We start from the raw sequence: 23,438 nt of genomic DNA on the forward strand, positions 1-23,438 counted from the left end.
CGTTCCTGCCGGCCGGCAGGAAGCGCATAAACCCGCCGACAAGGCAGAGGGGCCGCCTCCGCCCCAGGAAGACTACCTACGAGCAGACCAGATCGAAAGTTTGGCCCGTGAAGTTGCCGACGAGACCGTGCTCCGGCTCATTCACGATCAGCTCGAAGGACACCGGCAAGCCCTGCGCGAAACGCTATCCAATGAGCTAAGCGCAATAAAGGACAGCATCTACGAGCAACGCTACCAAACCGCCGTACAACAGAGTAAACGCTGGCGCGTAGCGGCTGCGCTAACGCCGATCATTGCCTTATCCCTCGCGTTTGTACTTGCAAACTTTCTCGGCAATCGCGACCACCACACCCTCGATGTGCATCTAGCCGCTAGTACAGATATCGATCAAACGGATGTGGGCGAACGTGGCGCGCTGATACAGCGCCTGATCGCATTACGCCTGGAGGCGGACCAGGAGAGACAATCGCTATTGAACGCGCTGGAGTGGTCGCTTAACCAGCACAGCCATTTCGAGTACGGTCGTATTCCGTTTGACGATAGCCGCTTATCGCTACTTAATGAGCTAGCCTACCATTTGCAGCAAAGCGGGTTCGGCGGTGTCGTTCGGCTGGACGCTCATGTGGGTGACTTTTGCCTCGTGCGCGGCGACAACGGAGAGTTGCAACTAGCACCCGATCGACTCCCGGTCGGCGAATGCGATAGCATCGGCTTCGACCCTGCTACTGCCCGCCGCCTAGGCGAGCAACAATCCTTGGCCTTCGCCAATTTCACTCGCAGCTCTCCCTTATTCACCGAAGGCAACATACGCCTTGAGATTCGCTCCCACGGCCGAGCCTACCCACGCGTCGACTATCCCAGCACCGATAGCGATATAAGAGCCGCCGAATGGAATGCTATTGCTCAGCGCAATCAACGCGTTGAAATCTCTTTACTACCCCACTCCACCGCTACCGACGCTTTCGCCAACCGACCTTTAAGAAACATCGAATAATACGTTTGCCTCAACAGCCCCTTGCTGGCATCGCAGAAGGGCGGCACTCGTTCCATTAAACGGCAAGGGCGACGAATGCTACAATCGAATGATTCTTCGCAAGGCGCTCTCGGTGCACGCTGCCGAATTGAGCCTCTCAGCATCGACACGATCCGGACGATACAAGTTCATGAATACCGATCTCGAATTCGACCGCACACACCTGTGGCACCCCTATACGTCAATCAGCGAACCGCTTCCTGCCTATGCGGTAGACCGATGCGAAGGTGTTCATATCATTTTAGAGAACGGCACCCGCTTAATCGATGGGATGTCTTCTTGGTGGGCGGCTATCCATGGCTACAACCACCCCTACCTGAATGCGGCTGCCGAAAAGCAACTCGGGCGTATGGCGCACGTTATGTTCGGGGGTTTAACGCATGCTCCGGCAACCGAGCTGGGCAAGCGCTTGGTCGAACTGACGCCTGCCCCGCTACAGAAGGTCTTTCTTGCCGATAGCGGGTCGGTGGCGGTTGAAGTCGCCATTAAAATGGCGCTCCAGTATTGGCTGAGCCGCGGCCACGCAAACAAGACACGCTTACTTTCGTTGTACCATGGCTACCATGGGGATACCTTCGGTGCGATGGCTGTCTGCGATCCGATCAACGGGATGCATGAGCTATTTCAAGGCATACTGCCCCGGCATTACTTCGCCAAAGCCCCCCAAAGCCGCTACGACGGTGATTGGAATCCCGAAGATATCGACGATGTCCGCACCACCTTGGACAAACACCATGAGGAAATCGCCGCGGTCGTCTTAGAGCCGGTGGTACAAGGCGCCGGCGGTATGCGAATTTATCATCCGGACTATTTGAAAGCCGTCCGCGAGCTATGCGACCAGTACGGCGTGCTGTTGATCTTTGACGAAATCGCGACAGGCTTCGGCCGCACAGGCCGGCTTTTCGCCCTGGAGCATGCCGGTGTTTGTCCGGACATTGCGTGCTTTGGCAAGGCACTGACCGGCGGTTACATGACGCTGGCAGCCACCTTATGCACGGAAGAGGTTGCCAATGGCATCAGCGAAGGGCAAGCAAAGGTTCTTATGCACGGCCCGACCTTTATGGGCAATCCGCTTGCTTGTGCCATCGCCAATGCGAGTATCGACCTCCTGCTCAAGAGCGATTGGAAAAACAAAGTAGCCGCTATCGAAACGCAGCTTAAGGCGGAGCTCGCACCCTGTTTACAGTCGCCGAAAGTGGCTGACGTTCGCGTTCTAGGCGCCATCGGAGTGGTCGAACTGCATGAGCCGGTAGACGTTGCCAAGGCCCAAAGCCTATTTATCGAGCATGGCGTTTGGATCCGTCCTTTCCGCCAATTGATCTATATAATGCCGCCCTATGTTATAGGCGCACAGGATCTAAGCAAACTCACCACCGCCATTCGCGCCGTTACCGCCTGAACCACGACCGGAGGCCAGATTAGATGAGCGCGGAACCGACCGTCGGCCAAAGCGAAATTGACGAAGCCGTTGCCCGCTTGCGCAACGGCGAACAGGTCGTCATGCCTACGGAAACCGTATACGGACTGGCAGCCGATGCGAAAAACCCAATGGCGGTACAAGGGATTTTCCGCCTAAAAGGCCGCCCTCCCAGCCGTCCGCTGATCGTTCACTTAGCGACAGCGGCACAACTCGACGACTGGGCCCGCGACATTCCCGCTTATGCCCGACGGCTAGCGGAGCATTTCTGGCCCGGACCGCTCACTCTGGTACTCAAACGTGCAGCGGACGTCCCGGATGCCGTTACCGGCGGCCAAGACACCGTAGCGTTAAGAGTACCCCAGCACCCCCTTGCTTTAACGCTTCTTGACCAATTCGGCGGTGGCCTTGCCGCCCCCTCTGCCAACCGGTATGGCCACATCAGCCCCACGACGGCAGATCATGTCAAAGGCCAGTTCGGTGCCGAAACGCCTTTAATTCTCGATGGCGGGCCCTGCCATATAGGTATCGAATCGACCATCGTTTCCTGTCTCGGCCAAAGGCCTGAGATACTTCGGCCAGGCATGCTAGATTCCGCGACCCTAGCGGCCGCATTGGGGGAGTCGAGGGCTATCGAGCTGAAGCAGCAGAGCGAGGTGCGCGTACCGGGCCAAACGCTTTCGCATTACGCGCCGAACACGCCTACCTATATGGTTGCGCGAGAAGCTAGCGAAGCCTGGGCTCAGAACCGCCCGGGCCGTGGAGGCTTTCTCGGTTTTTCCGAGCCTCCCGTCAATACTGCGATACATATTGCGCTAAGCCCGGAGCCCGCACAGGCTGCACGTCAGCTATATGCGGCTTTACACCAGCTAGACGCCGCCGGCCTTGATTGGATTCTTATCGAAACACCGCCCGCTACCGCTGCTTGGACAGCGCTGCGAGATCGTTTGACGCGTGCTTGTGCGCCTAAAAGCGCGGAGATATGAGGAGGACGGATCGGGCGGCGATAACGTAGGTCGTTGTTTTCCTAACCGCCAGGGCAGTCGCAATTAGCGCAAGCTACCGGGGGCTTGTTTCCGCTACGGTGTGACACATATCAAAAGCCGCTTCATGATATGAAGCGGCTTTTGAGTCGACCCAAAACCTGAGTCGGTTTATTGCGCCATGGCGCGCTGCTGCAGGTCCATCATCTGCTGTTGCAGCTCTTCAAATTCGGCAATCAATTCTTCGATTTCCGGATTCCGGTCCGTCATGCTGGCCAGCAAATCGTTCTGGAACTGCTCCTGTGCAGCCATAAGATCGCTGTCCTGCATCGCATCGCGTTGCGCGGCCTCCAGAGCCACTTGTTCTTCCTGGGCAGCCGCAAACAGCTCCTGCTGGCGCTCCTGGTCGTCTTGGGCGGCCTGTAGCTGGCCCCGCAGCTCTTCTAAGCGGTTGATGTTACCTTGAGGATCGTGCCCCTTGTCTTCCATCGTCGAGATGGCCAGGGCCTCCAGGTCTTCCAACTGAGCCTGTAAGGCTTCGTCGTCCTCTAGCGCTTGCTGCTGAGCCTGCCCGAGTTCCTGGTGAATCTCCTGCATACGCTGCTGAATACGCTGCGCCTGCTGCATCACCTCCGGGTCAACCTGCTGTTGAGCCTGCGGAGCTTGCCCTTGCGGCTGCCCCATCGGCGCTTCGGCAACCGCGGCGCCGCTAAAGACAATGGCACTGCAAAATGCAACCGTTGCCGTTGCCAGGGCAGCCCGAGCTTTGAAAGTCTCCAGTTTTCGCATGATCGTATTTTACTCCGTTGAAACTAGCCTGACCCTCTCATAAACGGGAAGGCTTTTCAAATCCATGCCACATAAACCACCTATACCGGCGGTTCTTCCCTTCTTCTCAGAGTCCTACCGGCTTGCCCGCATACCGCCACCTCCGCCGCCGCCAGGCGGAGGCGTCCAAACATTCCGAAACGGCTGCCGCAACCGCTCCGGAATGTCTTTAGAAAAACGCAGTTCTTGCCCTGCACCGGTACGCACCGCCCGTATCTCGCCTCGGCTCAGGCCATGCAAGCGGCAAACTTCTTCGCAGGCGGAAGCAAAACCCGGCGGAGGCTTACCTCGGATCACACGAGCCTTGCCATCTTGGATTCGCAGAACAAAAACCACCGCAGCGCGCCGGATGACGATAATAACAACGCCAGCACCGACAGCTAGGAGTATAAGCATGACCGCTATCGGGTCCATCGCTCTCCGCACTCCTTGTGAAAACGCCCGCTACCGACATAGCGGCAGCCCTGATGAGACAGGGCCGTCGCTAAGCAGCTGGCGGGCGTGTTCACGACCAGCGGAGCGAAAGCCCCACTAATACGCTATTAGCAACTGTAATACAAATCAAACTCGACCGGGTGGGTGGTCATCCGTAAACGCTGCACTTCTTCCATCTTCAAAGCGATGTAGGCATCGATTACTTCATCGGTAAACACGCCACCGGCCTTCAGGAACTCCCGATCGGCATCCAGGGCCGTTAACGCCCCTTCCAAGGAGAAAGCCACCTTCGGGATATCTTTCTCCTCTTCCGGCGGCAAGTCGTACAAGTCTTTATCCATCGCATCGCCAGGATGAATCTTGTTCTGAATCCCATCCAGCCCTGCCATTAACATCGCCGCAAACGCGAGGTAGGGATTGGCCGTAGAATCGGGGAAACGCACTTCGACCCGCCGCGCCTTAGGATTAGCCACGTAAGGGATCCGAATCGATGCCGAACGGTTGCTCGCGGAATAAGCCAACAACACCGGCGCTTCAAAATGAGGCACCAAACGCTTGTAGCTATTCGTCGATGCGTTGGTGAATGCATTCAACGCTTGCGCGTGCTTGATGATGCCGCCGATGTAGTACAACGCAGTCTCCGACAAGCCGCCGTACTGGTTGCCGCTGAAAACGTTCTTGCCTTCGCGAGCGAGCGATTGATGAACATGCATGCCGCTGCCGTTATCGCCAACGAGCGGCTTCGGCATAAAAGTCACCGTTTTGCCGTAAGCGTGAGCGATGTTGTGGATGACATACTTAAGCTTCTGCACTTCATCGGCTTTCTTAACCAGCGTATTGAACTTAACGCCGATCTCGCATTGCCCGGCAGTCGCAACCTCATGATGATGAACCTCGACCGGAACGCCCATTTCTTCCAAAGCGCCGCACATCGCACTGCGAATTTCATGCAGGCTATCTACCGGCGGCACCGGGAAATAACCGCCCTTCACCCTCGGACGATGCCCCATATTGCCATCCGGATAGACTTTCTCCGAATTCCAACCGGCTTCTTCGGAGTCGATCTTATAGAAGCTGCCGCTCATATCGGCGCCCCAGCGAACGTCATCGAAAATGAAGAATTCGTTTTCCGGGCCGAAAAAAGCCGTATCGCCGATACCGGTGGATGTCAGATAAGCTTCCGCCCGTTTCGCGATAGAACGAGGATCGCGCTCATAGCCCTGCAACGTCTTAGGTTCGATAACGTCGCAGGTAAGATTCAGCGTCGGATCGATAAAGAAGGGATCGATGGTTGCGGTGCTGGCATCGGGCAGCAGGATCATGTCGGAGTCGTTCACCCCTTTCCAGCCTTGGATCGAGGAGCCGTCGAACATGGTACCCGATTCAAACAGGTCTTCGTCGACCGTAGAGGCCGGCACAGTGAGGTGCTGCTCCTTTCCGGCGGTATCGGTAAACCGAAAATCTACATATCTAATTTCGTGCTCTTCGATGAGCTTAAGAACGTCTGCTGCTGTGCGAGACACGTCTCGACCTCCACTCGGAAAGAAGCAAAAAGAACCGTGGGCGGGAAGGTTTACCAGAATCCGAGCGAAGACGAAAGATCAATATGTTCTTTTTTGGTGCAAGTTGTCCGCAAAAACATCCGGTACCGCACTATATAAAAGCAAAAAACCAGGCGACGCACACACTTAGTGCAAACCCTTCAATGCCGAAAAATCTCCTTCAGGATTGTGCCGCATTCCCCTGATCCATTCGCCGTATGGCCGCCTCTCCCTCGCTAGTCAGTTGTTCAAGCTTATCGATCTGAGCATCTAACTTAGGTAATGCATCGCGACGGTAACGCGACACCTCGTCCAGAGCCTCGATCACATCGGCAAATGCCCCCTGCAGCTGCTCCATATCCAGAACAGAGGAAGCGGCGCGCGTTTGGATTTCGACGCCTTGGCTACGCAAGGCGCGCGAGGTACCGGCAATGAGGTTTCCCGTCGCTGCATTGAGCGCCTCGACACGATCCAACACCAGCCTTTGATTTGCCAAAGCCAATGCAACCGTGACCGCCACATTCAAGGCCGACACCGTGACGTTAATCGCCCTATCGACGCCACGCATCAACTCACGGTTATTGCGAATAACAACTTCCAAAGCCAATATGCCCTGCTGGCAAACGGTTAATTGCTGTTGCAGGTCAACAATCCGCTGCCGAAGCGGAAACAATAACTCTTCTTCGATAAAGCGCCCCGCATCGGCATCCGTCCCTTTCTCAATCAAAATGCTCTGCAAACGCCGATCGATCAGCTTCCCAAGACTAATCTGCCGACGTAACTGCCCTAAGCTGTCACGAAGCGCCTGCTGGTCGTCGGCCAGCGTTAGGTTATCCCGTCGCAACATCTCGCGCCCGGCTTCCAAATCCTTGATGATGGCATCAAGCGCCTCTTGCGAACTCTCGAACTTTCGAAAATAGCGCTTAACCCGGCTGCCGACCCCAGGTAGAAAAGAAAATACCCGCTCAAAGCGGCTTATCGAGAAATCACGCCGATTAGGGTCAAGATCCTCCATCTTGCCCCTGAGCTCCAACAAAGCCTCAGCCACCGGCCCCCATCGTCGCCCTGATGCGCCAGGTTACGGATCGGAGTCTGTAACATCGCACTGCGGTGAGCCGCTTGCTGCTGAACGTCCGCCCCCATGCGGTCCACCGCTTGGCGTTGCTGTTCGGCACCCTCCCCGTTACCGGAAGACAATACTTGCCGCACAAAGGCGTCAGCTATCGCTATCAGGTCCGGGTCCGCTTCAAACGAATCGGCACTCCCCTCCCGCTTAACGTCAGCCGCCAATGATTCCACCGGCGGCAAGGAAAGATTAAGCTTGGGGTCGGCAGCCTCTTTATCTTCCGACTGACGCATGAAGCCCTCCTCATTGGCCGTCCCTTCCCGTCCATCGGATAGCCATCCGTTCGCGGCTATTCTTTGCGGCTATAAGCACTCGCCTTATCGACAAATCGGCGCAAATCCTGCAAGGCTTGATCGGCCGCCAACGATGCGTGAGGGCGATCCGTCTCAATAGCGGAAACCGCAACCGCCACATCGTCCAGCGCTGTCAATACCGCTTCGTTGCGACCGCTCAACTCGCGCAATCGCTGCTCTCCCTCATGGACAAGCTCTAGGCGTCGCTGTAAGGCCGCACGTTCCGCACCCGCCAAATGCCCCCTTCGCCGGCCAACCGGCGCTCGACGTAAGCAAGGTCGATACCGCCAATGCCAGAAGCCAACGATGCCATAGCTCCCAAGTTGTCGATGGCGGTCGAACTCACTTCTGCAATCATGCCGCGGGCGCGGTCGTACGTAAGCTCCTTTGCGTCGAAAGTGCTGCCAAGGCTATCCAGCGCGCGCACGTAACGGGTATATAGGCGATCGGCCTGAATCGCCAAGTCCGGGCGCCTCACATCCAGTAATCGTTGCTTAGCCGAGCAGAGATTGATAACCACCGAGTCGGCATCCGCAGGCGGCTTTGCTGGATTCAGCACGGCCACACCTGCTTCGCGCTGCTCCCCCTCCAGCTCAGCCTGCCGTCTCGCCGCCGCTTTAGCACGGGCAGCTTCATGGCGCCTCTGCCTCCACGCCTCGCGCCAGCGCCGCCAACGACGCTCTAAAGGCACTTCGACAGCGATGGCGGCAAGCCCAACCAGCCAACCTATTAAACTGGGGCTAAATCCGCCCCAGAGCGAGGTTAGCCAAAGCAAAAAAGCAATGAACGGGATAATGAGCCAGTAGCGGACAAGTACCTGCCAGCGCCGCGGCGGCTCGTAAGGCACGGCCAACCTAGGGTTGACCATCCCTATGAAAAACCAAAAGAAACAAGAAAGGAATAAGCCGTATGCGAAACCTTGAAGAAAACCTAGCATCCACTCAGCACTCTGGCAGCAGAAAGGAAAATACCGCCGGTTCCGGCATGGCCAGCTGCGACCACGACCTAATAAACCGCTTTCTGCTAACCCTATCGCATTGCGCGCTCAAAAAGGAGCCCTGGACAATCGCCGCAAAACACGCCGCAAAGGCTGGTCTTTAACGCCTCAGGATCGCATAGAGTAGCCACACCACGATAACGATCAGCAAGATACCTACGACACCGACCCAGACGCCGGCTTCAAAATCGTCGCAATGACTTCGCATCCTGCAAGGCCGACCAGAAAAAACAAGAGTAACGTATAGCCCAGTACACGCATCGAAAGCCTCCCTGCACCTTCCAGTGGCCGAACACCTGGCCGCTTTACGCGTACCGGCGACTAGTCCTCGACCGGCTCTAACCGATACACACCTCCGTCCGCTTCGTCGGTGGCCACATACAGCATTCCGTCGGGGCCTTGCCTAACGTCGCGAATACGACCGACAACGCCGTCTAACAAAATTTCGTCGTCGACGACTTCATCGCCATTAAGGGTTAAACGATGCAAGCGCTCCTGCGCCAATGAGCCGGCGAACAGATTACCCCGCCACTGTGGGAAAGACTCGCCGTCGTAAAAGGTCAGCCCCGACGGGGCCATTGACTCTTCCCACCAGTAGGCAGGCTCGACCACGCCCGGCGCTTGAGATCCGATCCCGGTAAATTGCCCCGTCGAGTACTCGGTACCATAAGCAACCTGCGGCCAGCCGTAATTGGCTCCCGCCTCAATCCGATAAAGCAAATCGCCGCCAAGCGGGCCGTGATCGACCGCCCAAATGGCACCCGACCCAGGGTCTATGGCTATACCCTGCTTATTTCGATGCCCAAACGAGTAGATCTCCGGACGCAGATTCCCTGGCTCTCGATTAACGAAAGGATTGTCCTCCGTCGCGCCTCCGTCTTCGTGCAACCGAATCATCGATCCGGCCGGATCCGTTAGATCTTGCGAGGGGTAACGCAGCCCTCTATCTCCTATCGAGAACATCACGGTGCCGTCGCCCGGGAAAACGATTCGAGATCCGTAGTGCCTACCGGGGTCGGTTCTCGGCGCTTGGACGTATAGCGGCTCTACATCTACTAGCTCGCTTCCGTCCTGGCTTAAACGCCCACGCGCCAGCGCCGTGCCGGTGCCGTATTCGGCGTCGCCGAGCACGGCATCGTCGTCGCCCGGGCTGGAGTAGGTAAAGTAAATCCAGCCGTTATTCTCGTAATCGGGGTGCAAAGCAATATCCAACAAACCACCCTGCCCCTCCCCTTCGGCGGGATCGTCTTCCTCGGTAGCAACGCCGATCATGGGCAGACCGGATACTTCGGTGACTTGCGAGCCGTCCACCAACTGTAATCGCCCTGGCCGTTCGGTCACGAGCATTCGCCCGTCAGGCAACCACGCCATCGCCCAAGGATGCTCAAGACCGCCCACAACCCGCACAACGCGAAACGACGCTTCGTCGCTCTCAAGAGCCGACTCTACGACCTCGTTGACAACTTCAACCTCTGCCTGAACGTGAAAGCTGACTCCTATAGCTACCCCCCCGCGATAAGACCTGTCCCAAACCATTTAGGGCATCCTTGCTGCATCTACCGACCTCCTAGCTACGCATCCCGATCCGCCGCAACCGCGGCCTACCGCTCTATAACAGCGGCTGAGCACTGCCTAAAATACCTTGAGGAACACGTTCGGAATTTCTCCAAGAACTGGGGCGATAGAAACCGCTCTACAAGTACACAGGGGCCAACCTGCCCACCTACCCGAGCCTATGAAACAAAAAACAAATTCGCATCACGTTCTGCAGCGAATATAAGTCATGCTTACGGTGACAGAGGCGTCATATTTGACGTAATGTCGCCCAAGGCATCGCGCAGGTACTAGCCTCTGTAACAAATCACTGTTATGTTTCAGCAGAAAAGCCCAAACGGCTTAGCAGGCTGCTGAACTATTGCAAAAGCGAAGGAAGGGAACCACTGACAAGCCGAGGGAGCGTACCGCGAGGTAACGTTGTCAGCGGTCCTAAAAACGACCGACTCAGCTTTTTGAAGCTTGAAAGGCCATAATAATAAAACAATACGATAATAACGAACGAGGAGAACTCATGAATCTTCCCCAATCGGTATACGATAGTCGGCCGTGGATTCAGCACTATGGTTCGATGCCGGCAGAGTTGAAGACGCCAGAATATAATAATGTGGTCGAGATGATCGTCCGCAGCGCGGAGCAGTTTGCCGCTCGCAAGGCCTTCACCGCCGTTACCGCCAATGGCATGAACGGCACATTGAGCTACGCCAAGGCCGACGAGCACTCGGATGCTTTCGCGGTTTATCTAAGAGAACACCTAGGACTCAAGGAAGGCGCGCGGGTCGCTATCCAAATGCCCAATTGCCTTACGTTTCCGGTTGCCGCCTTCGGCATACTCAAAGCCGGTTGCGTCCTGGTCAACGTCAATCCGCTCTACACTGCGGTAGAGATGGAAAAACAATTTATCGACAGCGGCGTCGAGGCGCTCGTTATTGTCGATATGTTCGCGGATAAACTCACAGATATCTTGCCGCGGACGCAGGTGAAGCACGTCATACTCACCAGTGTTTCCGAGATGTTCCCGCCTGTTGTGAAACAGGTGATTAAACTCGTTCAGCGCTACTGGAACCGGATGATTCCAAAGTGCGAGGTCCAAACTACGCCGTTTCGGGAAACGCTGCACAAAGGGTACGAGCTGAAGCAGAATCGGCAGATCGCAGTTAAAACGTATTGGGAGCACCTGACCCGCGACTCCGTTGCCGTATTACAATATACTGGCGGCACCACCGGCATCGCCAAAGGCGCGATGCTTACGCATGGCAATCTGCTGACCAACGTCGACCAAATACATGCAACGGGCGTGGCCCATAACGACGAACGCCAGGAGGTAATGCTAACGGCGCTGCCGCTTTACCATATCTTCGCCTTCTCGGTTAACTTGCTCGCCTTCCACCACATGGGCGGGAATAACATCCTGATTCCGAGCCCACGCCCCATAAGCAACTTACGGCGGGCGATCGAAAACTATCCAGTCACATGGATGACCGGGGTAAACACCTTATTCAACGCCCTCCTGAATGAAGATTGGTTCAAGGTCTATCCGCCCAAGCACCTACACGCGGCCATCGCCGGCGGTGCCGCCTTGCATCAAGCCGTCGCTAAACGCTGGGCGGAGGTGACCGGTACTCGGCTGGTAGAAGGTTACGGGCTTACCGAAACGTCGCCGGTTATTACGTTCAATCCTCTAGAAGGCAAGGTGCGCCCGGGCAGCATTGGGGTTCCCGTTCCTGGGACGGACGTACGCATCGTAGACGACCAAGGTCGTCCCGTACCGGTCGGAGAATCCGGCGAACTCATCGTTCAAGGCCCACAGGTAATGCTTGGATATTGGAACAGGGACGAAGAAACGGCGAAAGCGGTCAAGGACGGCTGGTTCTACACCGGCGATATGGCGCGCATGGACGAAGACGGCTTCTTCTATATCGTCGACCGTAAAAAGGACATGATCCTCGTTAGCGGGTTTAACGTCTATCCGAACGAGGTTGAAGACTGCATTGCTAAGATCGACGCCGTACAGGAAGTCGCCGTGATCGGCGTACCGGACCAGGGTACCGGCGAAGCGGTTCGGGCCTATGTGGTCAAACGCGACGAAGTCACTGCCGAAGAAGTACGGCAACACTGCCTGAAAGCCCTCGCCCGCTATAAAGTGCCGAAGCAAGTCGAGTTCCGCGACGAGCTACCGAAGACGCCCATCGGCAAAGTCCTACGGAAAGACCTGCGCCAGGAATACCTGCAGCAGCACGCACAATAAGACAATAATAATTAGAGGAGAAAAACATGTTACAACCGTGGGAACAATCCCTGCTGAACCTGATGATGATCGTCATCATGTTGGGTATGGGGGCTTCGTTAACGTTCAAAGACTTCCGCTTAGCCTTTCGGCAACCGCAGGCCATCCTGATCGGTTTCGCCTCGCAATATTTATTCATGCCACTGATTGCATTCATCTTGGCCCGCAGCCTGGGCCTGTCTCAACTGCATACGGTTGCGTTAGTACTCATGGGCTGTATACCCGGCGGCACCACGTCCAACCTGTTTGCCTATTTCTCGCGCAGCGTGCTGGGCTTGAGCATTCTGATGACGGTTTGCTCGACCTTAGCGGCCGTCATCATGGTTCCCGCCACGCTTGCCCTCTATACCGCAGGCATCGATGCCGAGTTCAGGATTCCGTCGGATAACGTAGCGGCAATTCTATTCGTACTACTGATACCGACCGTACTCGGTATTGTTCTGCGAAGGAGCAACGCTAATGTTGGAGCGGTTACGGAATTGATCGGCGGCGTTGTCGGGGTTCTTGTCATTCTCTTCCTGATCGGCGCCTATATCCCGCGCAACCTCGATCTGCTAAGCACAACGCCGAAGGAGATTTACATTGCGGCGATCGGGCTCGGCCTGTGCGGCTTCCTCATCGGCTACTGGTTCAGCCGGGCTCTGCGTTTGAACTCGGCCAAAGCGCGTACCGTTTCCCTCGAAACAGGGATTCAGAACGGCCCCTTAGCCATCCTTATCGTCGGTATGACCTTTGAAGGCACGCAACAACAAGAAATGCTCTTGATCCCAGTGCTGTACTCGATGTTTATCGTATTTACATCCAGTTTAATAACGATTTATTATCGTGCACGCAGCTTGAAAGAAGAACTGGCAAGAGACCAAGCTAAGGTAGAACCGGCATAAGCGCAGAAAGCCGGAGCCGGCAGTAAGTGCCGGCTCCGGCTTTCTCATACTGAGCTGGACAAGGACTAAAAGCGCATTCCGGCCGTCACCATCATGCCGGCAACCCCGAACACGATCACATCCGCCTCCACGGCTCGCCACCTAACCCCAATCGACGGCAAAGCTGCTGGAGCGACACCAAAGTCGTTGAATGGAATCTTGTTCTGATACTCGCCTTTGTAACCGCGTATAAACCCCGCGCTAAGCTTTGCTCTTACCTCTAAGTCCTGCTCCGAGCGCCACAGCGGGAACTCGTGCCCAACATAGAAGTACCAAGTAGGCTGGTCAAAAGAATTCTTAAACCAGCTCACTCCGGCTAGCCATCGATCAGGATTATGTACTTCCAGACTTATCAGATTCTGCGTGTTGTTATGTTCAGGGTCAGGACTAAAGTGGGTCGTCCAGATACTTGTCTGTAAGTAACTATGACTATACTCCAACTCTGGCCAAGGCAACGGGTAGAAGGAAGAAAAGCCTGCCTTCGCCGGAGCACTCAAGCCGAGGCTCCCTAGCAACAACAATACCCCTATCAACGGGCTGGGTAAGCCCTTCGACTTTAAGCGTTCGTTACCGCTCATCATAAATCACTCAGACCTAACACCAGCCATCGTTAAACAGAAGCGGCGTAAGAGTACGGTTAAGCTTTGCACGACACAAGTGCACAAATCACGCTGCCTAAACGACCCGGCCCGCCGTCGCTGCAAGCGAGACCCGCAGGCATCTTCATACACAAAGGTGACGACAGGCGCCGCCAAGGTTTACAACGAACCCTCCACGAGCGCGACTAGCGAAAACAAAGAACATAAAAGACAACTAATCGCCTTCACAAAAAAGCCAATTAACTCATCAAAAAAACCAAACAAAATAGTTTCGCACAGCAGAACAGATCTAGAAAAACACAAACAGGCAAGGAGCGAAACCTCTTCTCAATTTCATAAATCCTCTAGGAGAAACAAAGAAAATATATTAAAAAACAGCAACTTAACTATAAAATTGATAACAAAACCCGCATCCGCTAATCTTAGTCCGGCAATACAACATCGCGGCCAAACAACAAAACGCACCCTAAAAGGAGAAGAGAAAATGAAAAAATCCGCATTACTTGCACTGTTTTTAATCGGCCTTCCCTTAGCCACCGTTAAAGCGGCCAACGAAGATGCGGCCGGTGCTTGTACGTTTGCACAACTGGCCTACCATGAAGATCGGGGGTTACCCGCGGATACTTGGGACGACGACGACGTTTACGCCTACTGCAACGACACACCCTATTCCGCAGAGAAATGGACTTGCGTACTTGACGAACTCGATGCCGGCGAAAGCTATGCCGAGGCCGAAGCAGCGTGCGGCCTCAGCGACTCCGGGTTTGATTGGTAAGCGCACGGACTCGGTAAGCGACGCTCAGCCTGGCCGGATATTCGTTCCGACCAGGCCTCACTCGCCTATTTTCCCCTCCATCGACACCAAGAGCACCTCCTTCGCGAACGACACTTAGCCACGTAAGCCTTCAGCTCCTCCACCGACTGCCGCTATTTAAAAAGAGAACTGCCGATGTCTAAGCAATGGAGTTCCTTAGCCTGTTTAAGGCGCTGCACAGGCGACAATGGCAGGTCGGTATGGATCGGCTACGAGGTGGACTTCAGGTATGCCCCACGGGGAACCGGTAACCAATCACCGCATCTCTCATCATGGAGCGGAGATGCGCAACGGAAATCTGCGGGCCTACTTAATACGGCAACTTTTCGAGTCGTTTCGCGGTGTTTATACCCTGACGGTTGCCGCCTCCATCGCTGCCGCCATCATCTTATGGCCCTATTTACCGGCTTGGCTGATCCTTAGCTGGGTTACCGCTGTCGCCGCTGCCGAATGCTTCAAAGCCGCGATTGGCTACGCCTATCTTTACTTCGACTCTCCCAACAACATTAAGCGATGGAACAGGCTGTTTGGCACCGCCACGAGGCTCGGTAGCGCGGCCTGGAGCTTCTGTGCGCTTTTTCTAATCTGGCCTCTTCCCGACATGATGGCCTTAATCCTCGGCATGGCTAGCTTGTGCCTGGCGGCCGTTACCCTGAATCCGTTAATCGGCTTCCACCGCATTTATCGCGACTGCACGCTTATCCTGATTATTCCCATCAGCACCGCCCTAATGTTAATGCCGCCGGCGTTTGGCAAAGATGCGTGGGCGGGCTTAGTCATTTTAACGTCTGGGCTGTACTTGATCGTTCTGTCGGTACGGCTCCAACGACGACGGTTGCGCGCCTTGAAGGCATTCTTTAATTATCGAGGCCTTTCGCGACAACTCCATTTCGAGCGCGACCGGCGCCGTGAGATTCAGGAACGTCTTGCCCAAGCAACCACCATCGACATGCTCACGGGCCTACCGAATCAGAAACGTTTTTTGGAACAAGCCCAGGAGTTACTTAATCGCGAACTGGAAACAATACCCTCGCGCGACATAGTGATTCTACTCATCGATCTTGAAGGCTTCACTCAGATCAACAGCAGCATCGGGCGCGCCGGGGGCGATTATCTGTTGCTCCAAACCGGACTTAGGCTCAAATACGTAATTTCCGAAGGAGCTATCGGTCGTATTGGCAACGACGAGTTTGCGATAGCCACTCCGCTCCCTCCCGGCGCAACCCATGCCGGACGACTAATAAACCATTTACGAAGCGCGTTAGAAGCGCCGGTTCGTTGGGACGAACGCAATGTCGAAACGGCGGTGAGCATAGGTTACAGCCTGGCACCTAAACATGGCACCGACATCGAAACGGTGCTGCGTAAAGCCGACATAGCCCTTCATCAGGCTCGCATATCCAGTAGCAATCAACCGCTTGAGTTCAAACTCGAAATGGAAACGCATATCGCAAACCGATTTGCGCTACAGCGGGCACTGCGACACGCGATGGAAAATAATGAGCTGAGCTTAGCGTATCAACCGTTGATTCATCTAAATACCGGGCAGGTCGTCGGGGCAGAGACGCTGCTGCGATGGCACAGCAAAGAGTTCGGTCCCGTCTCGCCAGTCCAGTTTATTCCATTAGCCGAACAAACTGGGCTAATCAATGAGATCGGCCGCTGGGTGCTGCGCGAAGCCTGTCGGCAAGCGGCGCTATGGATGTCGAGCCGGAAAGATTTCGCTATCTCTGTGAATGTGTCCTTAGAGCAATTGGCCGATACCAGCTTCTCCGACACCGTTCGCGATGCACTTCGAATGTCCGGCCTCCCGCCTAAAGCGCTGCTAATAGAAATTACCGAGAGCGTTTTAATGACGGACCCGGCTTCGATTATCCGTTTGTTACGCGAAATCCGCCAGCTAGGCGTTCGGATTGCTCTGGACGACTTCGGTACCGGCTATTCGGCGCTTAGTTACCTGATTCAGCTCGATATCGATTACCTCAAACTGGATAAGACGTTTATAAGTAACCTTACCCGTAGCGACAGAGCCGCTACAATTGTCCGCTCTACTATGGCGCTGGCAAAAGCCTTACGCCTACAGGTAATCGCCGAAGGCATCGAAACGCCGGATGACTGGCACCGACTGAACGACGAACACTGCATGTTCGGGCAAGGCTTTCATTTCAGTCGCCCCGTGCCGGCAGCCCAGTTCGAAGCGTTACCGGAACGTTATCCACTGCCGCGACGAAGAGAACAGGCGTACTAATACACCTGCTAATCCTTACGCTCATATTCGCCTTCAATTATATGGGAGCCGTCCGCCTCCCGCCCCTGCGGCCGACGTGTCGTACTGTCATAAGCCCCAGCCCCCATCGCGGAAACCACGGTAACCCGTCGCAAAACATGGCTTACCAGCCAACGGCGGGTGAATGGCAGCAGACACATAAAGCCTACCGCATCGGTGGCAAATCCTGGCGTTACCAACAGCGCCCCGCCAATTCCCAGGGCGATGCCTTCGAGCATTTCGTGCGCCGGCAACTGGCCCTGATCCAAGTTATGGCGCGCCCGCGCCATAGTCCGAACACCTTGCTGTCGTAACAAGGCACCGCCAAGCACCGCCGTCAAAACGCAAAGCCCGATCGTGGGCAATGCGCCGATTACCTGACCGACCTGAATCAACAAGTAAATTTCCACAAACGGAACAATCAAGAACAGCAAGATAAAAATAGGCAAGTTCGCCTCCTATGCTAAAAAGCCGAGCGCCACCCATGGCCGGGCGGCAACGTCAAAATCATAACGGAGAAACGATCTTTTACACCCTCTCTCGCGCCGGTTGTTGAAAACGCCTCATGTAGCCAACAAACCGTGATCAAGGAAACGCGCTCAGTTGGTCGTTAGGCAACTGAAATGGGACTTAGTGCCCGAAAAAACGCGCTGCACAGCTCAGACAAACGCTATCGATGACAACGCTTCGCCCTAACACCTGGAAGGCGTAACGGGATAAGCAGCGCTCACGCCCTGATCACTAAGAGTACGCCTTCACGCTTAGATTTGCCTATTCAGCGGGCGTCTTAGCACACCCCTCCAGGGCATTTGGATATAGCGATAAACATCCCTCAGAGGATTACTGCGGAGCAGCAGGCCCACAAAGCCCAAGATGGACTTTGGCAGCACCCGCTTGGCACGACAAGGACGATGTCACCCGATAAGGATACGGCCATGGCAACACGTCCAAGGAAAGCCCTTGGCAGAACAGTTGGGTTGCTCACCGGGCTAGCCGGAATTTGTGCCGTCGCGGCGGAACCGCCGGAGCGAGGCATACTGGTCATTAACTATGAAAACGATCTCTTTGCCGGCGAAGACCGCTATTACACAAACGGATTTCGAGCAACCTGGATCACGCCGCCACGCCCCCGCCGCGGCCGTATCGCGACAACAGCATCCGCTATCCCAGCCTTTCCGGCTCACGATACCGTACGCTACAGCTACAGTGTAGGGCAGAATATCTATACGCCCGAAGACTTAAATAGCTCTATTCCGCCACCCGACGATAGACCTTACGCCGGTTGGCTTTATTTTAATCTCGGCGTCGGCGCCAAGACTGCGCATCGATTGGACCGTTTGCAACTGAGTCTCGGCGTTGTCGGCCCAGCCTCTCATGCGGGTAACACTCAGCGGGAAATGCATCGGCTGGCGAATGCAACACTCCCTCAAGGGTGGAACTCCGAATTACGCAACGAACCGGCCGTCATGGTGAGCTACGAACATCAATGGCGTCTGCTCAAGCTGGGACAAGATCAAGGCTGGGGCTTTGAGATGAGCCCCTCGGCATCCGCAGCAGTGGGCAACGTGTTTACCCAAGCCAACCTGGGGCTTACTTTGCGCTTTGGCGAAGCGCTCCCCTACGACTGGGGCCCCCCTCGCATAACCCCAACCTTATCCGGTTCCGGCGTCTTTACCGCTGCGGACGACTTCGGGTGGTATATCTTTGTAAGCGCTGACGGCCGAGTGGTTGCACACAATATTTTTCTTGACGGCAACACCTTCCGCGATAGCCCAAGCGTTGACAAAAAACCTTCGTGGGAGAGCTGCAAATTGGCGGTGCATTAAACATTGGGCGTTCGCTTCGGCTTAGCTACACCCATGTTCTCTCAACGCCCGAGTTCGAAACGCAGCGTGGCTCCTCGACCCAGTTCGGCAGCATAGCGCTCTCGATCAAGCTGTAGAAAGGCGCTAGGGCGGACATAGTCATGTCTTTGCGGGCCGGCTAGTAGCCGGCCCGCCCTTACCCTCTAGCTAAGCATTAATCCTGTTCGGCTTCCGCGCGCTCCTCATCCTGCGCTTCGCGCTCGCGAGCATACTGGGCAATATCGTCCCGCGCCTGATCGACCTCATCCCCCATGCGGGAGAACAAGTCACGGGCTTCATCGCCTGTCCATTCCGCACCGCGCGCGACATCGTCGGCGCCGTCTTTCACCGCATCGATTGCGTCACGGCTGCCCTCGTCGATCTCATGCCCTGTCCAGGCAAAGGCATGTTCTAAGTGATGCGCTGCCGCACGCAAGTAATAGCCAGCATGACGACTCTCGCCTTCGTCTTCGGCTGCCTCAGCAAGCTCATGATAACGCTCCGCCAACGCATGATTGGTTTCCGCCGCCAACGAACCCAGCTCGTTCAAATCATGCACGTCTTCATCCCGTACACGCTCGGCCAGATCCTCCAACCGGTCCGCAACCTGCCCTAACTCCTCTTCCGCCGGCCGCCCAACACGCTCCGCCTCGATTCTTAAGAATGCCGCAGCGGCTGCAATATCGTCGGCCGCTTCATCATAGTCCCGGCGCACGAACGATTCGCGAGCACGCTCTAAGGTCAAGGACGGTTGGGCCAGTACGGGCAACCACATTTCTTCGGTAATGACGAGATAACCATCCGGCGCATCCACTTCAGCCCGTTGTTCGTCATTTTCCTCTGCCTGCGTTGCCGTCATCGCAAACCCTAGAACCAGGGCAGATAAAGGCGCCAGCCAAATCCCTTTCATAGATCGCATACAACCTCCTTGTCCTTACCGGCGCTTGTCGGACAGGCTGCTAGAAGGTGTCCGCCAAACTTTACTCTTGCTTTCCCAACAACCTGATAACGCAGGTGTTGGGGCATAGCCAGCAGAAAACAACAAGTTGCTAAACTACTAAACCAAAACCACGGAAACGCTACCGAAGCATAGCTTCATGGCTGATAACCAAGCCCGTGCGCAGCAGATTGGACACCGGACAATGCGCATCGGCCTCCTGAACGGCCTTTTGAAAATCCTGCTCTCGCAAACCGGGCACGCGCCCTTCGGTTACCAAATGCACTCTGGTGATTGCTTGATTCTCCAGACTCACCGTGGCTTTCGTCGAGATTTCCTCTGGCTCATGCCCCTGCTCGCTCAAGTAAGCCGATAAGGCCATGCTAAAACACCCCGCATGAGCGGCGGCGATGAGTTCCTCAGGGTTAGTACCTTTTGCATTCTCAAAACGCGTCGCAAACGTAAAAGGCGCATCGCGTAAAACCCCGCTCGCTGCTTTGATCTCGCCTGAGCCGTGCGGCAAATTCCCGCGCCACACTCCGGAAGACGTTCGCTCGATGGCTTTCATAACTCCCTCCTCTAGACATAAAGACCGTTAACAAAGCGGAGGCAATCGCTGGAACTTATCCGTCAACGCTCCTTAAAAGACCTGCTACGATCAGATAGGCCCTAGCAGGGCATCGTATGCAACGAATCGGCACTTCTTGCATCCAAGCGGATGCTTGGTGGCAAGATCACGGAGACACAAGCTAAATACGCCGGCATGTAGCACACTCAACATGCCGGGCATTCTGTGTTGCAATACATTATTTGTTAAACAGTGTAGGCACCGGCAACGAATGTATCTCAACAACCACGCTTCTCAGGCTGGACACAGCGTACAGTCCACGCAGGCCGAAACGATTGTGCGCATAGAAGGCTTATCGAAAGTCTACGAGTCGGGTTTTCAAGCGCTGAAAAACGTTGACCTGGAGATCCGTCGGGGCGAAATTTTCGCGTTGCTAGGCCCCAATGGGGCAGGCAAAACCACCTTGATCAGCATCATTTGCGGCTTAGTCAACCCCAGTAGCGGCACGGTGCACGTCGATGGACACCACATTCTGCACGACTACCGTGCCGCTCGCAGCAAGATCGGTTTGGTACCGCAAGAACTGACGACGGATGCGTTCGAAACCGTCTGGTCCACCGTAACGCTCAGCCGCGGACTCTTCGGGAAGCGGTCGAATCCGGCCCACATCGAAAAGGTACTCAAGGATCTTACGCTATGGGATAAGCGAAACAATAAACTGATGACCCTGTCAGGCGGCATGAAACGACGGGTACTTATCGCGAAAGCCTTGTCTCACGAACCCCAAGTTTTGTTTCTAGACGAGCCGACCGCCGGGGTAGACGTCGAGCTTCGGCGCGACATGTGGAATGTCGTCGCAGCGCTGCGGGCCAGCGGCGTCACCATCATTTTAACAACGCACTATATCGAAGAAGCCGAAGAAATGGCCGATCGAGTCGGCGTTATCAATAACGGCGAGATAGTGCTGGTTGAAGGGAAAAACGAGCTTATGCGTAAGCTCGGCAGCAAGCAACTGACTTTGCACTTACCCGAGAAGCTTAGCCAGCTACCCCCGCACCTTGCTCAGCATCAGTTGGAAATCGCGGACGACGGGCACGAGTTAGTCTACACCTACGATGCACAGGGGGAAGATGCCGGTATAGCCAATTTACTGGCCGACTTAAACCAAGCCGGAATCCACTTCACCGATTTACAGACCAGGCAGAGTTCCTTGGAAGAGATCTTCGTTAACCTGGTAAAGGAACGTTCATGAACCTTTATGCGGTTCGCGCAATTTATAAGTTCGAAATGGCGCGTACCCGGCGCACTCTGCTGCAAAGCATCGTCTCGCCGGTCATCACCACCTCCCTCTACTTTTTAGTATTCGGCGCTGCCATCGGTTCTCGGATTCAGGAGATCGGCGGTGTCAGCTACGGTGCCTTCATTGTTCCGGGGCTGATCATGCTGATGCTGCTCACGCAAAGCGTGTCGAACGCCTCGTTTGCTATTTTTTCCCAAAGTTCTCTGGCACCATCTACGAAATTCTATCGGCCCCAGTATCCCCGTTCGAGATCGTGCTGGGCTACGTCGGAGCCGCCGCAACCAAGGCAATGATCCTGGGGTTATTGATTCTAATAACCGCCAGATTCTTCGTATCCTTCGATATTCTCCATCCATTCTGGATGCTCGCATTCCTCGTTCTGACGGCGATCAGCTTCAGCTTGCTAGGTTTTATCATTGGAATATGGGCCGATAATTTCGAGAAACTTCAACTGGTTCCACTCCTTATCATCACCCCGCTGACCTTTTTAGGCGGCACGTTCTACTCCATCGACATGCTCCCCCCGGCCTGGCAAACGGTTACGCTGTTTAACCCGGTCCTCTATCTGATCAGCGGCTTCCGCTGGAGCTTCTACGGAATTGCCGACGTCAACGTCGCCATTAGTCTGACCATGATCCTAAGCTTCCTGATCGTTTGCCTTGCCATCATAGCTTGGATATTCAAAAGCGGTTACCGCCTGAAGAGTTAAGCAAACTCAGAACGACGGCGCCTTGCCTACTGTAGGGGTTACCCAGATGAGCAAGGCGCCGTTGCGCCGAAAATAGCCGCACTCCGCTACTGCCGAACCGATTTCTTCTGACATCTTTGCAAAACTAGTCTATCCTTGGCAGCAGAAACGGGAATGAACATTCATTCCTATTGAGGCCGAGTTAGCTAAACCCAGCCATTAGGGCAATCTTCATCCAATGCCCTACGAACCACAGACAGACAAGCAGCATGAGCACACAGAGCAAGACTCAGTCCGCCAAAGTATCCGCCAAACGCGAGGCTATTTTAACCGCCGCTTTAGAAACCTTTGCAGAACGCGGGGTCAACGGAGTCGCCGTACCTGAGATCGCAACCCATGCCAAGGTTGGGACGGGCACGATCTATCGCTACTTTCCAAGCAAAGAAGCACTGGTCAATGCGCTTTTCATGCAGGAGAAAAGCGCACTCGCCGAGCGGCTATCGGAAAGCATGGAAGTGTACACCGCACCGAAAGCGATGTTTGACGAATTTTGGCGACGTCTAGTCGCCTTTGCACGCCAACGCCCCCAAGCTTTCCGCTTTCTGGAGCTGCAAGACCACCTGCCTTATCTCGACAAGGAAAGCCGTGCCCTGGAGCGCCGCCTTCTCGTACCGATAGCCAAACACCAAAAGCGGCTGCAAGAACAAGGCGTATTCCGCGACGACATACGAGTAGAGGTGCTGATGGCACTCATATGGGGTGCCTTCGTGAATCTCTTTAAAGCCGAACGAGGAGGCTATCTCACCCTGAGCGAGGACGACATTAGCGCCGCCCGAGATGCTTGCTGGCAGCTGTGCACAAGACAAGCGTAACGGTAACCGCAGGCGGGACGAAGTGCCCGCCATAGAGATGTCGTGACTTGGGGGCGGGAGATTGCCGAGCGCCAGCGGCTTGGCGCCGAGGTAAAGCTCGCCCCGGGTCCATCAAGAATAACGAACTACTGGA

Annotated in this window: 23 protein-coding genes and 1 pseudogene; 12 read left to right on the forward strand and 12 right to left on the reverse strand. The window is 55.3% G+C overall.

The genetic code is table 11. From position 1 onward, the window contains the following. The 3 genes from CAI21_RS23390 to CAI21_RS19285 form a co-directional block, all read left to right on the forward strand. Positions 1 to 994: hypothetical protein (locus CAI21_RS23390; protein ID WP_181919541.1), on the forward strand; the 994-nt coding region annotated here is incomplete at its 5' end. A 169-nt stretch (positions 995 to 1,163) separates the two neighbouring features. Next, positions 1,164 to 2,432 (forward strand): adenosylmethionine--8-amino-7-oxononanoate transaminase, encoded by a 1,269-nt coding sequence (gene bioA, locus CAI21_RS19280; RefSeq protein ID WP_116303793.1) that lies wholly within the window; start codon positions 1,164 to 1,166, stop codon positions 2,430 to 2,432. A gap of 23 nt (positions 2,433 to 2,455) precedes the next feature. Next, entirely contained in the window at positions 2,456 to 3,436 is a 981-nt protein-coding gene (locus CAI21_RS19285; protein WP_116303794.1) for an L-threonylcarbamoyladenylate synthase, read from the forward strand. A 168-nt stretch (positions 3,437 to 3,604) separates the two neighbouring features. On the opposite strand, the gene CAI21_RS19290 is transcribed toward CAI21_RS19285, so the two are convergent. The 8 genes from CAI21_RS19290 to CAI21_RS19315 all read right to left on the reverse strand — a co-directional run bounded on the left by CAI21_RS19290 (position 3,605) and on the right by CAI21_RS19315 (position 10,189). Further along, positions 3,605 to 4,222 (reverse strand): hypothetical protein, encoded by a 618-nt coding sequence (locus CAI21_RS19290; protein ID WP_116303795.1) that lies wholly within the window; start codon positions 4,220 to 4,222, stop codon positions 3,605 to 3,607. 114 nt (positions 4,223 to 4,336) lie between these two features. Continuing rightward, positions 4,337 to 4,675, reverse strand: a complete 339-nt coding sequence (locus CAI21_RS19295; RefSeq protein WP_116303796.1) for a DUF3634 family protein — start codon at positions 4,673 to 4,675, stop codon at positions 4,337 to 4,339. Positions 4,676 to 4,803: 128 nt separating this feature from the next. Further along, a complete protein-coding gene (gene glnA / locus CAI21_RS19300) occupies positions 4,804 to 6,219 on the reverse strand; it encodes a glutamate--ammonia ligase (protein ID WP_116303797.1) in 1,416 nt (471 codons plus the stop codon). Between the two features lie 199 nt (positions 6,220 to 6,418). Beyond that, a complete protein-coding gene (locus CAI21_RS19305) occupies positions 6,419 to 7,252 on the reverse strand; it encodes a toxic anion resistance protein (RefSeq protein WP_258869006.1) in 834 nt (277 codons plus the stop codon). Further along, positions 7,213 to 7,596, reverse strand: coding sequence for a hypothetical protein (locus CAI21_RS25290; protein WP_258869007.1), 384 nt, complete (start codon positions 7,594 to 7,596; stop codon positions 7,213 to 7,215). Before CAI21_RS25290 ends, CAI21_RS19305 begins: the two co-directional genes overlap by 40 nt. Positions 7,597 to 7,652: 56 nt before the next feature. Further along, on the reverse strand, positions 7,653 to 7,826 hold the full coding sequence (locus tag CAI21_RS25295) for a hypothetical protein (protein WP_258868231.1): 174 nt from the start codon (positions 7,824 to 7,826) through the stop codon (positions 7,653 to 7,655). Between the two features lie 26 nt (positions 7,827 to 7,852). Further along, complete coding sequence (locus CAI21_RS19310; RefSeq protein WP_258869008.1) at positions 7,853 to 8,524, reverse strand: hypothetical protein; 672 nt, start codon at positions 8,522 to 8,524, stop codon at positions 7,853 to 7,855. 450 nt (positions 8,525 to 8,974) lie between these two features. Continuing rightward, positions 8,975 to 10,189, reverse strand: a complete 1,215-nt coding sequence (locus CAI21_RS19315; RefSeq protein ID WP_116303798.1) for a PQQ-dependent sugar dehydrogenase — start codon at positions 10,187 to 10,189, stop codon at positions 8,975 to 8,977. Between the two features lie 532 nt (positions 10,190 to 10,721). On the opposite strand from CAI21_RS19315, the gene CAI21_RS19320 reads away from it, so the two are divergent. Together CAI21_RS19320 and CAI21_RS19325 are read left to right on the forward strand one after the other, a co-directional pair. Continuing rightward, the gene (locus tag CAI21_RS19320; protein ID WP_116303799.1) at positions 10,722 to 12,455 is read left to right on the forward strand and encodes an AMP-binding protein; all 1,734 of its coding nucleotides are present in this window, start codon (positions 10,722 to 10,724) and stop codon (positions 12,453 to 12,455) included. Between the two features lie 26 nt (positions 12,456 to 12,481). Beyond that, positions 12,482 to 13,378 carry a bile acid:sodium symporter family protein gene (locus CAI21_RS19325; protein ID WP_116303800.1) on the forward strand — a complete coding sequence of 299 codons (897 nt, stop codon included), beginning with the start codon at positions 12,482 to 12,484 and terminating at the stop codon, positions 13,376 to 13,378. Positions 13,379 to 13,443: 65 nt separating this feature from the next. Here CAI21_RS19325 and CAI21_RS19330 read toward each other — a convergent pair whose 3' ends face one another. Next, positions 13,444 to 13,998, reverse strand: coding sequence for a hypothetical protein (locus tag CAI21_RS19330; RefSeq protein ID WP_220348873.1), 555 nt, complete (start codon positions 13,996 to 13,998; stop codon positions 13,444 to 13,446). Positions 13,999 to 14,500: 502 nt separating this feature from the next. Between CAI21_RS19330 and CAI21_RS19335 the strand changes: the two genes are divergently transcribed. Together CAI21_RS19335 and CAI21_RS19340 are read left to right on the forward strand one after the other, a co-directional pair. Then, entirely contained in the window at positions 14,501 to 14,791 is a 291-nt protein-coding gene (locus CAI21_RS19335; RefSeq protein ID WP_116303801.1) for a hypothetical protein, read from the forward strand. Between the two features lie 322 nt (positions 14,792 to 15,113). Continuing rightward, a complete protein-coding gene (locus CAI21_RS19340; RefSeq protein WP_181919716.1) occupies positions 15,114 to 17,078 on the forward strand; it encodes a putative bifunctional diguanylate cyclase/phosphodiesterase in 1,965 nt (654 codons plus the stop codon). Between the two features lie 8 nt (positions 17,079 to 17,086). On the opposite strand, the gene CAI21_RS19345 is transcribed toward CAI21_RS19340, so the two are convergent. Then, positions 17,087 to 17,545 carry an FxsA family protein gene (locus CAI21_RS19345; RefSeq protein WP_116303803.1) on the reverse strand — a complete coding sequence of 153 codons (459 nt, stop codon included), beginning with the start codon at positions 17,543 to 17,545 and terminating at the stop codon, positions 17,087 to 17,089. Positions 17,546 to 18,031: 486 nt separating this feature from the next. On the opposite strand from CAI21_RS19345, the pseudogene CAI21_RS19350 reads away from it, so the two are divergent. Further along, positions 18,032 to 19,038 (forward strand): annotated as a pseudogene (locus CAI21_RS19350) (lipid A deacylase LpxR family protein). A 77-nt stretch (positions 19,039 to 19,115) separates the two neighbouring features. Here the strand turns inward: CAI21_RS19350 and CAI21_RS19355 are convergent. Together CAI21_RS19355 and CAI21_RS19360 are read right to left on the reverse strand one after the other, a co-directional pair. Further along, positions 19,116 to 19,859: a hypothetical protein gene (locus CAI21_RS19355; protein ID WP_147305178.1), complete on the reverse strand. Its 744-nt coding sequence runs from the start codon at positions 19,857 to 19,859 to the stop codon at positions 19,116 to 19,118. 160 nt (positions 19,860 to 20,019) lie between these two features. Then, on the reverse strand, positions 20,020 to 20,445 hold the full coding sequence (locus CAI21_RS19360) for an OsmC family protein (RefSeq protein ID WP_116303805.1): 426 nt from the start codon (positions 20,443 to 20,445) through the stop codon (positions 20,020 to 20,022). Positions 20,446 to 20,716: 271 nt separating this feature from the next. Here CAI21_RS19360 and CAI21_RS19365 point away from each other — a divergent pair, with 271 nt between their 5' ends. From CAI21_RS19365 to CAI21_RS19375, 4 genes are all read left to right on the forward strand, one after another. After that, positions 20,717 to 21,697 carry an ABC transporter ATP-binding protein gene (locus tag CAI21_RS19365; RefSeq protein ID WP_116303806.1) on the forward strand — a complete coding sequence of 327 codons (981 nt, stop codon included), beginning with the start codon at positions 20,717 to 20,719 and terminating at the stop codon, positions 21,695 to 21,697. Then, positions 21,694 to 22,038: an ABC-2 transporter permease gene (locus tag CAI21_RS25300; protein WP_258868235.1), complete on the forward strand. Its 345-nt coding sequence runs from the start codon at positions 21,694 to 21,696 to the stop codon at positions 22,036 to 22,038. The genes CAI21_RS19365 and CAI21_RS25300 overlap by 4 nt, the downstream gene beginning before the upstream one ends. Beyond that, positions 21,966 to 22,454 (forward strand): ABC transporter permease, encoded by a 489-nt coding sequence (locus tag CAI21_RS25305; protein WP_258868239.1) that lies wholly within the window; start codon positions 21,966 to 21,968, stop codon positions 22,452 to 22,454. The genes CAI21_RS25300 and CAI21_RS25305 overlap by 73 nt, the downstream gene beginning before the upstream one ends. Positions 22,455 to 22,702: 248 nt before the next feature. After that, positions 22,703 to 23,305, forward strand: coding sequence for a TetR/AcrR family transcriptional regulator (locus CAI21_RS19375; protein ID WP_116303807.1), 603 nt, complete (start codon positions 22,703 to 22,705; stop codon positions 23,303 to 23,305). Positions 23,306 to 23,438 lie beyond the last annotated feature (133 nt).

Source organism: Alkalilimnicola ehrlichii, from assembly GCF_003399765.1.
Lineage (GTDB): Bacteria > Pseudomonadota > Gammaproteobacteria > Nitrococcales > AK92 > AK92.

Excerpts from the sequence above, each read along its gene's own strand:
- CAI21_RS19315 (WP_116303798.1), bottom strand. The coding sequence starts at position 10,189 with ATGGTTTGGGACAGGTCTTATCGCGGGGGGGTAGCTATAGGAGTCAGC.
- CAI21_RS19340 (WP_181919716.1), top strand. The coding sequence starts at position 15,114 with ATGCGCAACGGAAATCTGCGGGCCTACTTAATACGGCAACTTTTCGAG.
- CAI21_RS19295 (WP_116303796.1), bottom strand. The coding sequence starts at position 4,675 with ATGGACCCGATAGCGGTCATGCTTATACTCCTAGCTGTCGGTGCTGGC.
- CAI21_RS19305 (WP_258869006.1), bottom strand. The coding sequence starts at position 7,252 with ATGGAGGATCTTGACCCTAATCGGCGTGATTTCTCGATAAGCCGCTTT.
- CAI21_RS19330 (WP_220348873.1), bottom strand. The coding sequence starts at position 13,998 with ATGATGAGCGGTAACGAACGCTTAAAGTCGAAGGGCTTACCCAGCCCG.
- CAI21_RS19375 (WP_116303807.1), top strand. The coding sequence starts at position 22,703 with ATGAGCACACAGAGCAAGACTCAGTCCGCCAAAGTATCCGCCAAACGC.
- CAI21_RS19335 (WP_116303801.1), top strand. The coding sequence starts at position 14,501 with ATGAAAAAATCCGCATTACTTGCACTGTTTTTAATCGGCCTTCCCTTA.
- CAI21_RS19290 (WP_116303795.1), bottom strand. The coding sequence starts at position 4,222 with ATGCGAAAACTGGAGACTTTCAAAGCTCGGGCTGCCCTGGCAACGGCA.
- CAI21_RS19365 (WP_116303806.1), top strand. The coding sequence starts at position 20,717 with ATGTATCTCAACAACCACGCTTCTCAGGCTGGACACAGCGTACAGTCC.
- CAI21_RS19325 (WP_116303800.1), top strand. The coding sequence starts at position 12,482 with ATGTTACAACCGTGGGAACAATCCCTGCTGAACCTGATGATGATCGTC.
- CAI21_RS19355 (WP_147305178.1), bottom strand. The coding sequence starts at position 19,859 with ATGCGATCTATGAAAGGGATTTGGCTGGCGCCTTTATCTGCCCTGGTT.
- CAI21_RS25300 (WP_258868235.1), top strand. The coding sequence starts at position 21,694 with ATGAACCTTTATGCGGTTCGCGCAATTTATAAGTTCGAAATGGCGCGT.
- CAI21_RS25290 (WP_258869007.1), bottom strand. The coding sequence starts at position 7,596 with ATGCGTCAGTCGGAAGATAAAGAGGCTGCCGACCCCAAGCTTAATCTT.
- CAI21_RS19285 (WP_116303794.1), top strand. The coding sequence starts at position 2,456 with ATGAGCGCGGAACCGACCGTCGGCCAAAGCGAAATTGACGAAGCCGTT.
- CAI21_RS19320 (WP_116303799.1), top strand. The coding sequence starts at position 10,722 with ATGAATCTTCCCCAATCGGTATACGATAGTCGGCCGTGGATTCAGCAC.
- CAI21_RS19360 (WP_116303805.1), bottom strand. The coding sequence starts at position 20,445 with ATGAAAGCCATCGAGCGAACGTCTTCCGGAGTGTGGCGCGGGAATTTG.
- bioA (WP_116303793.1), top strand. The coding sequence starts at position 1,164 with ATGAATACCGATCTCGAATTCGACCGCACACACCTGTGGCACCCCTAT.
- CAI21_RS19310 (WP_258869008.1), bottom strand. The coding sequence starts at position 8,524 with ATGGTCAACCCTAGGTTGGCCGTGCCTTACGAGCCGCCGCGGCGCTGG.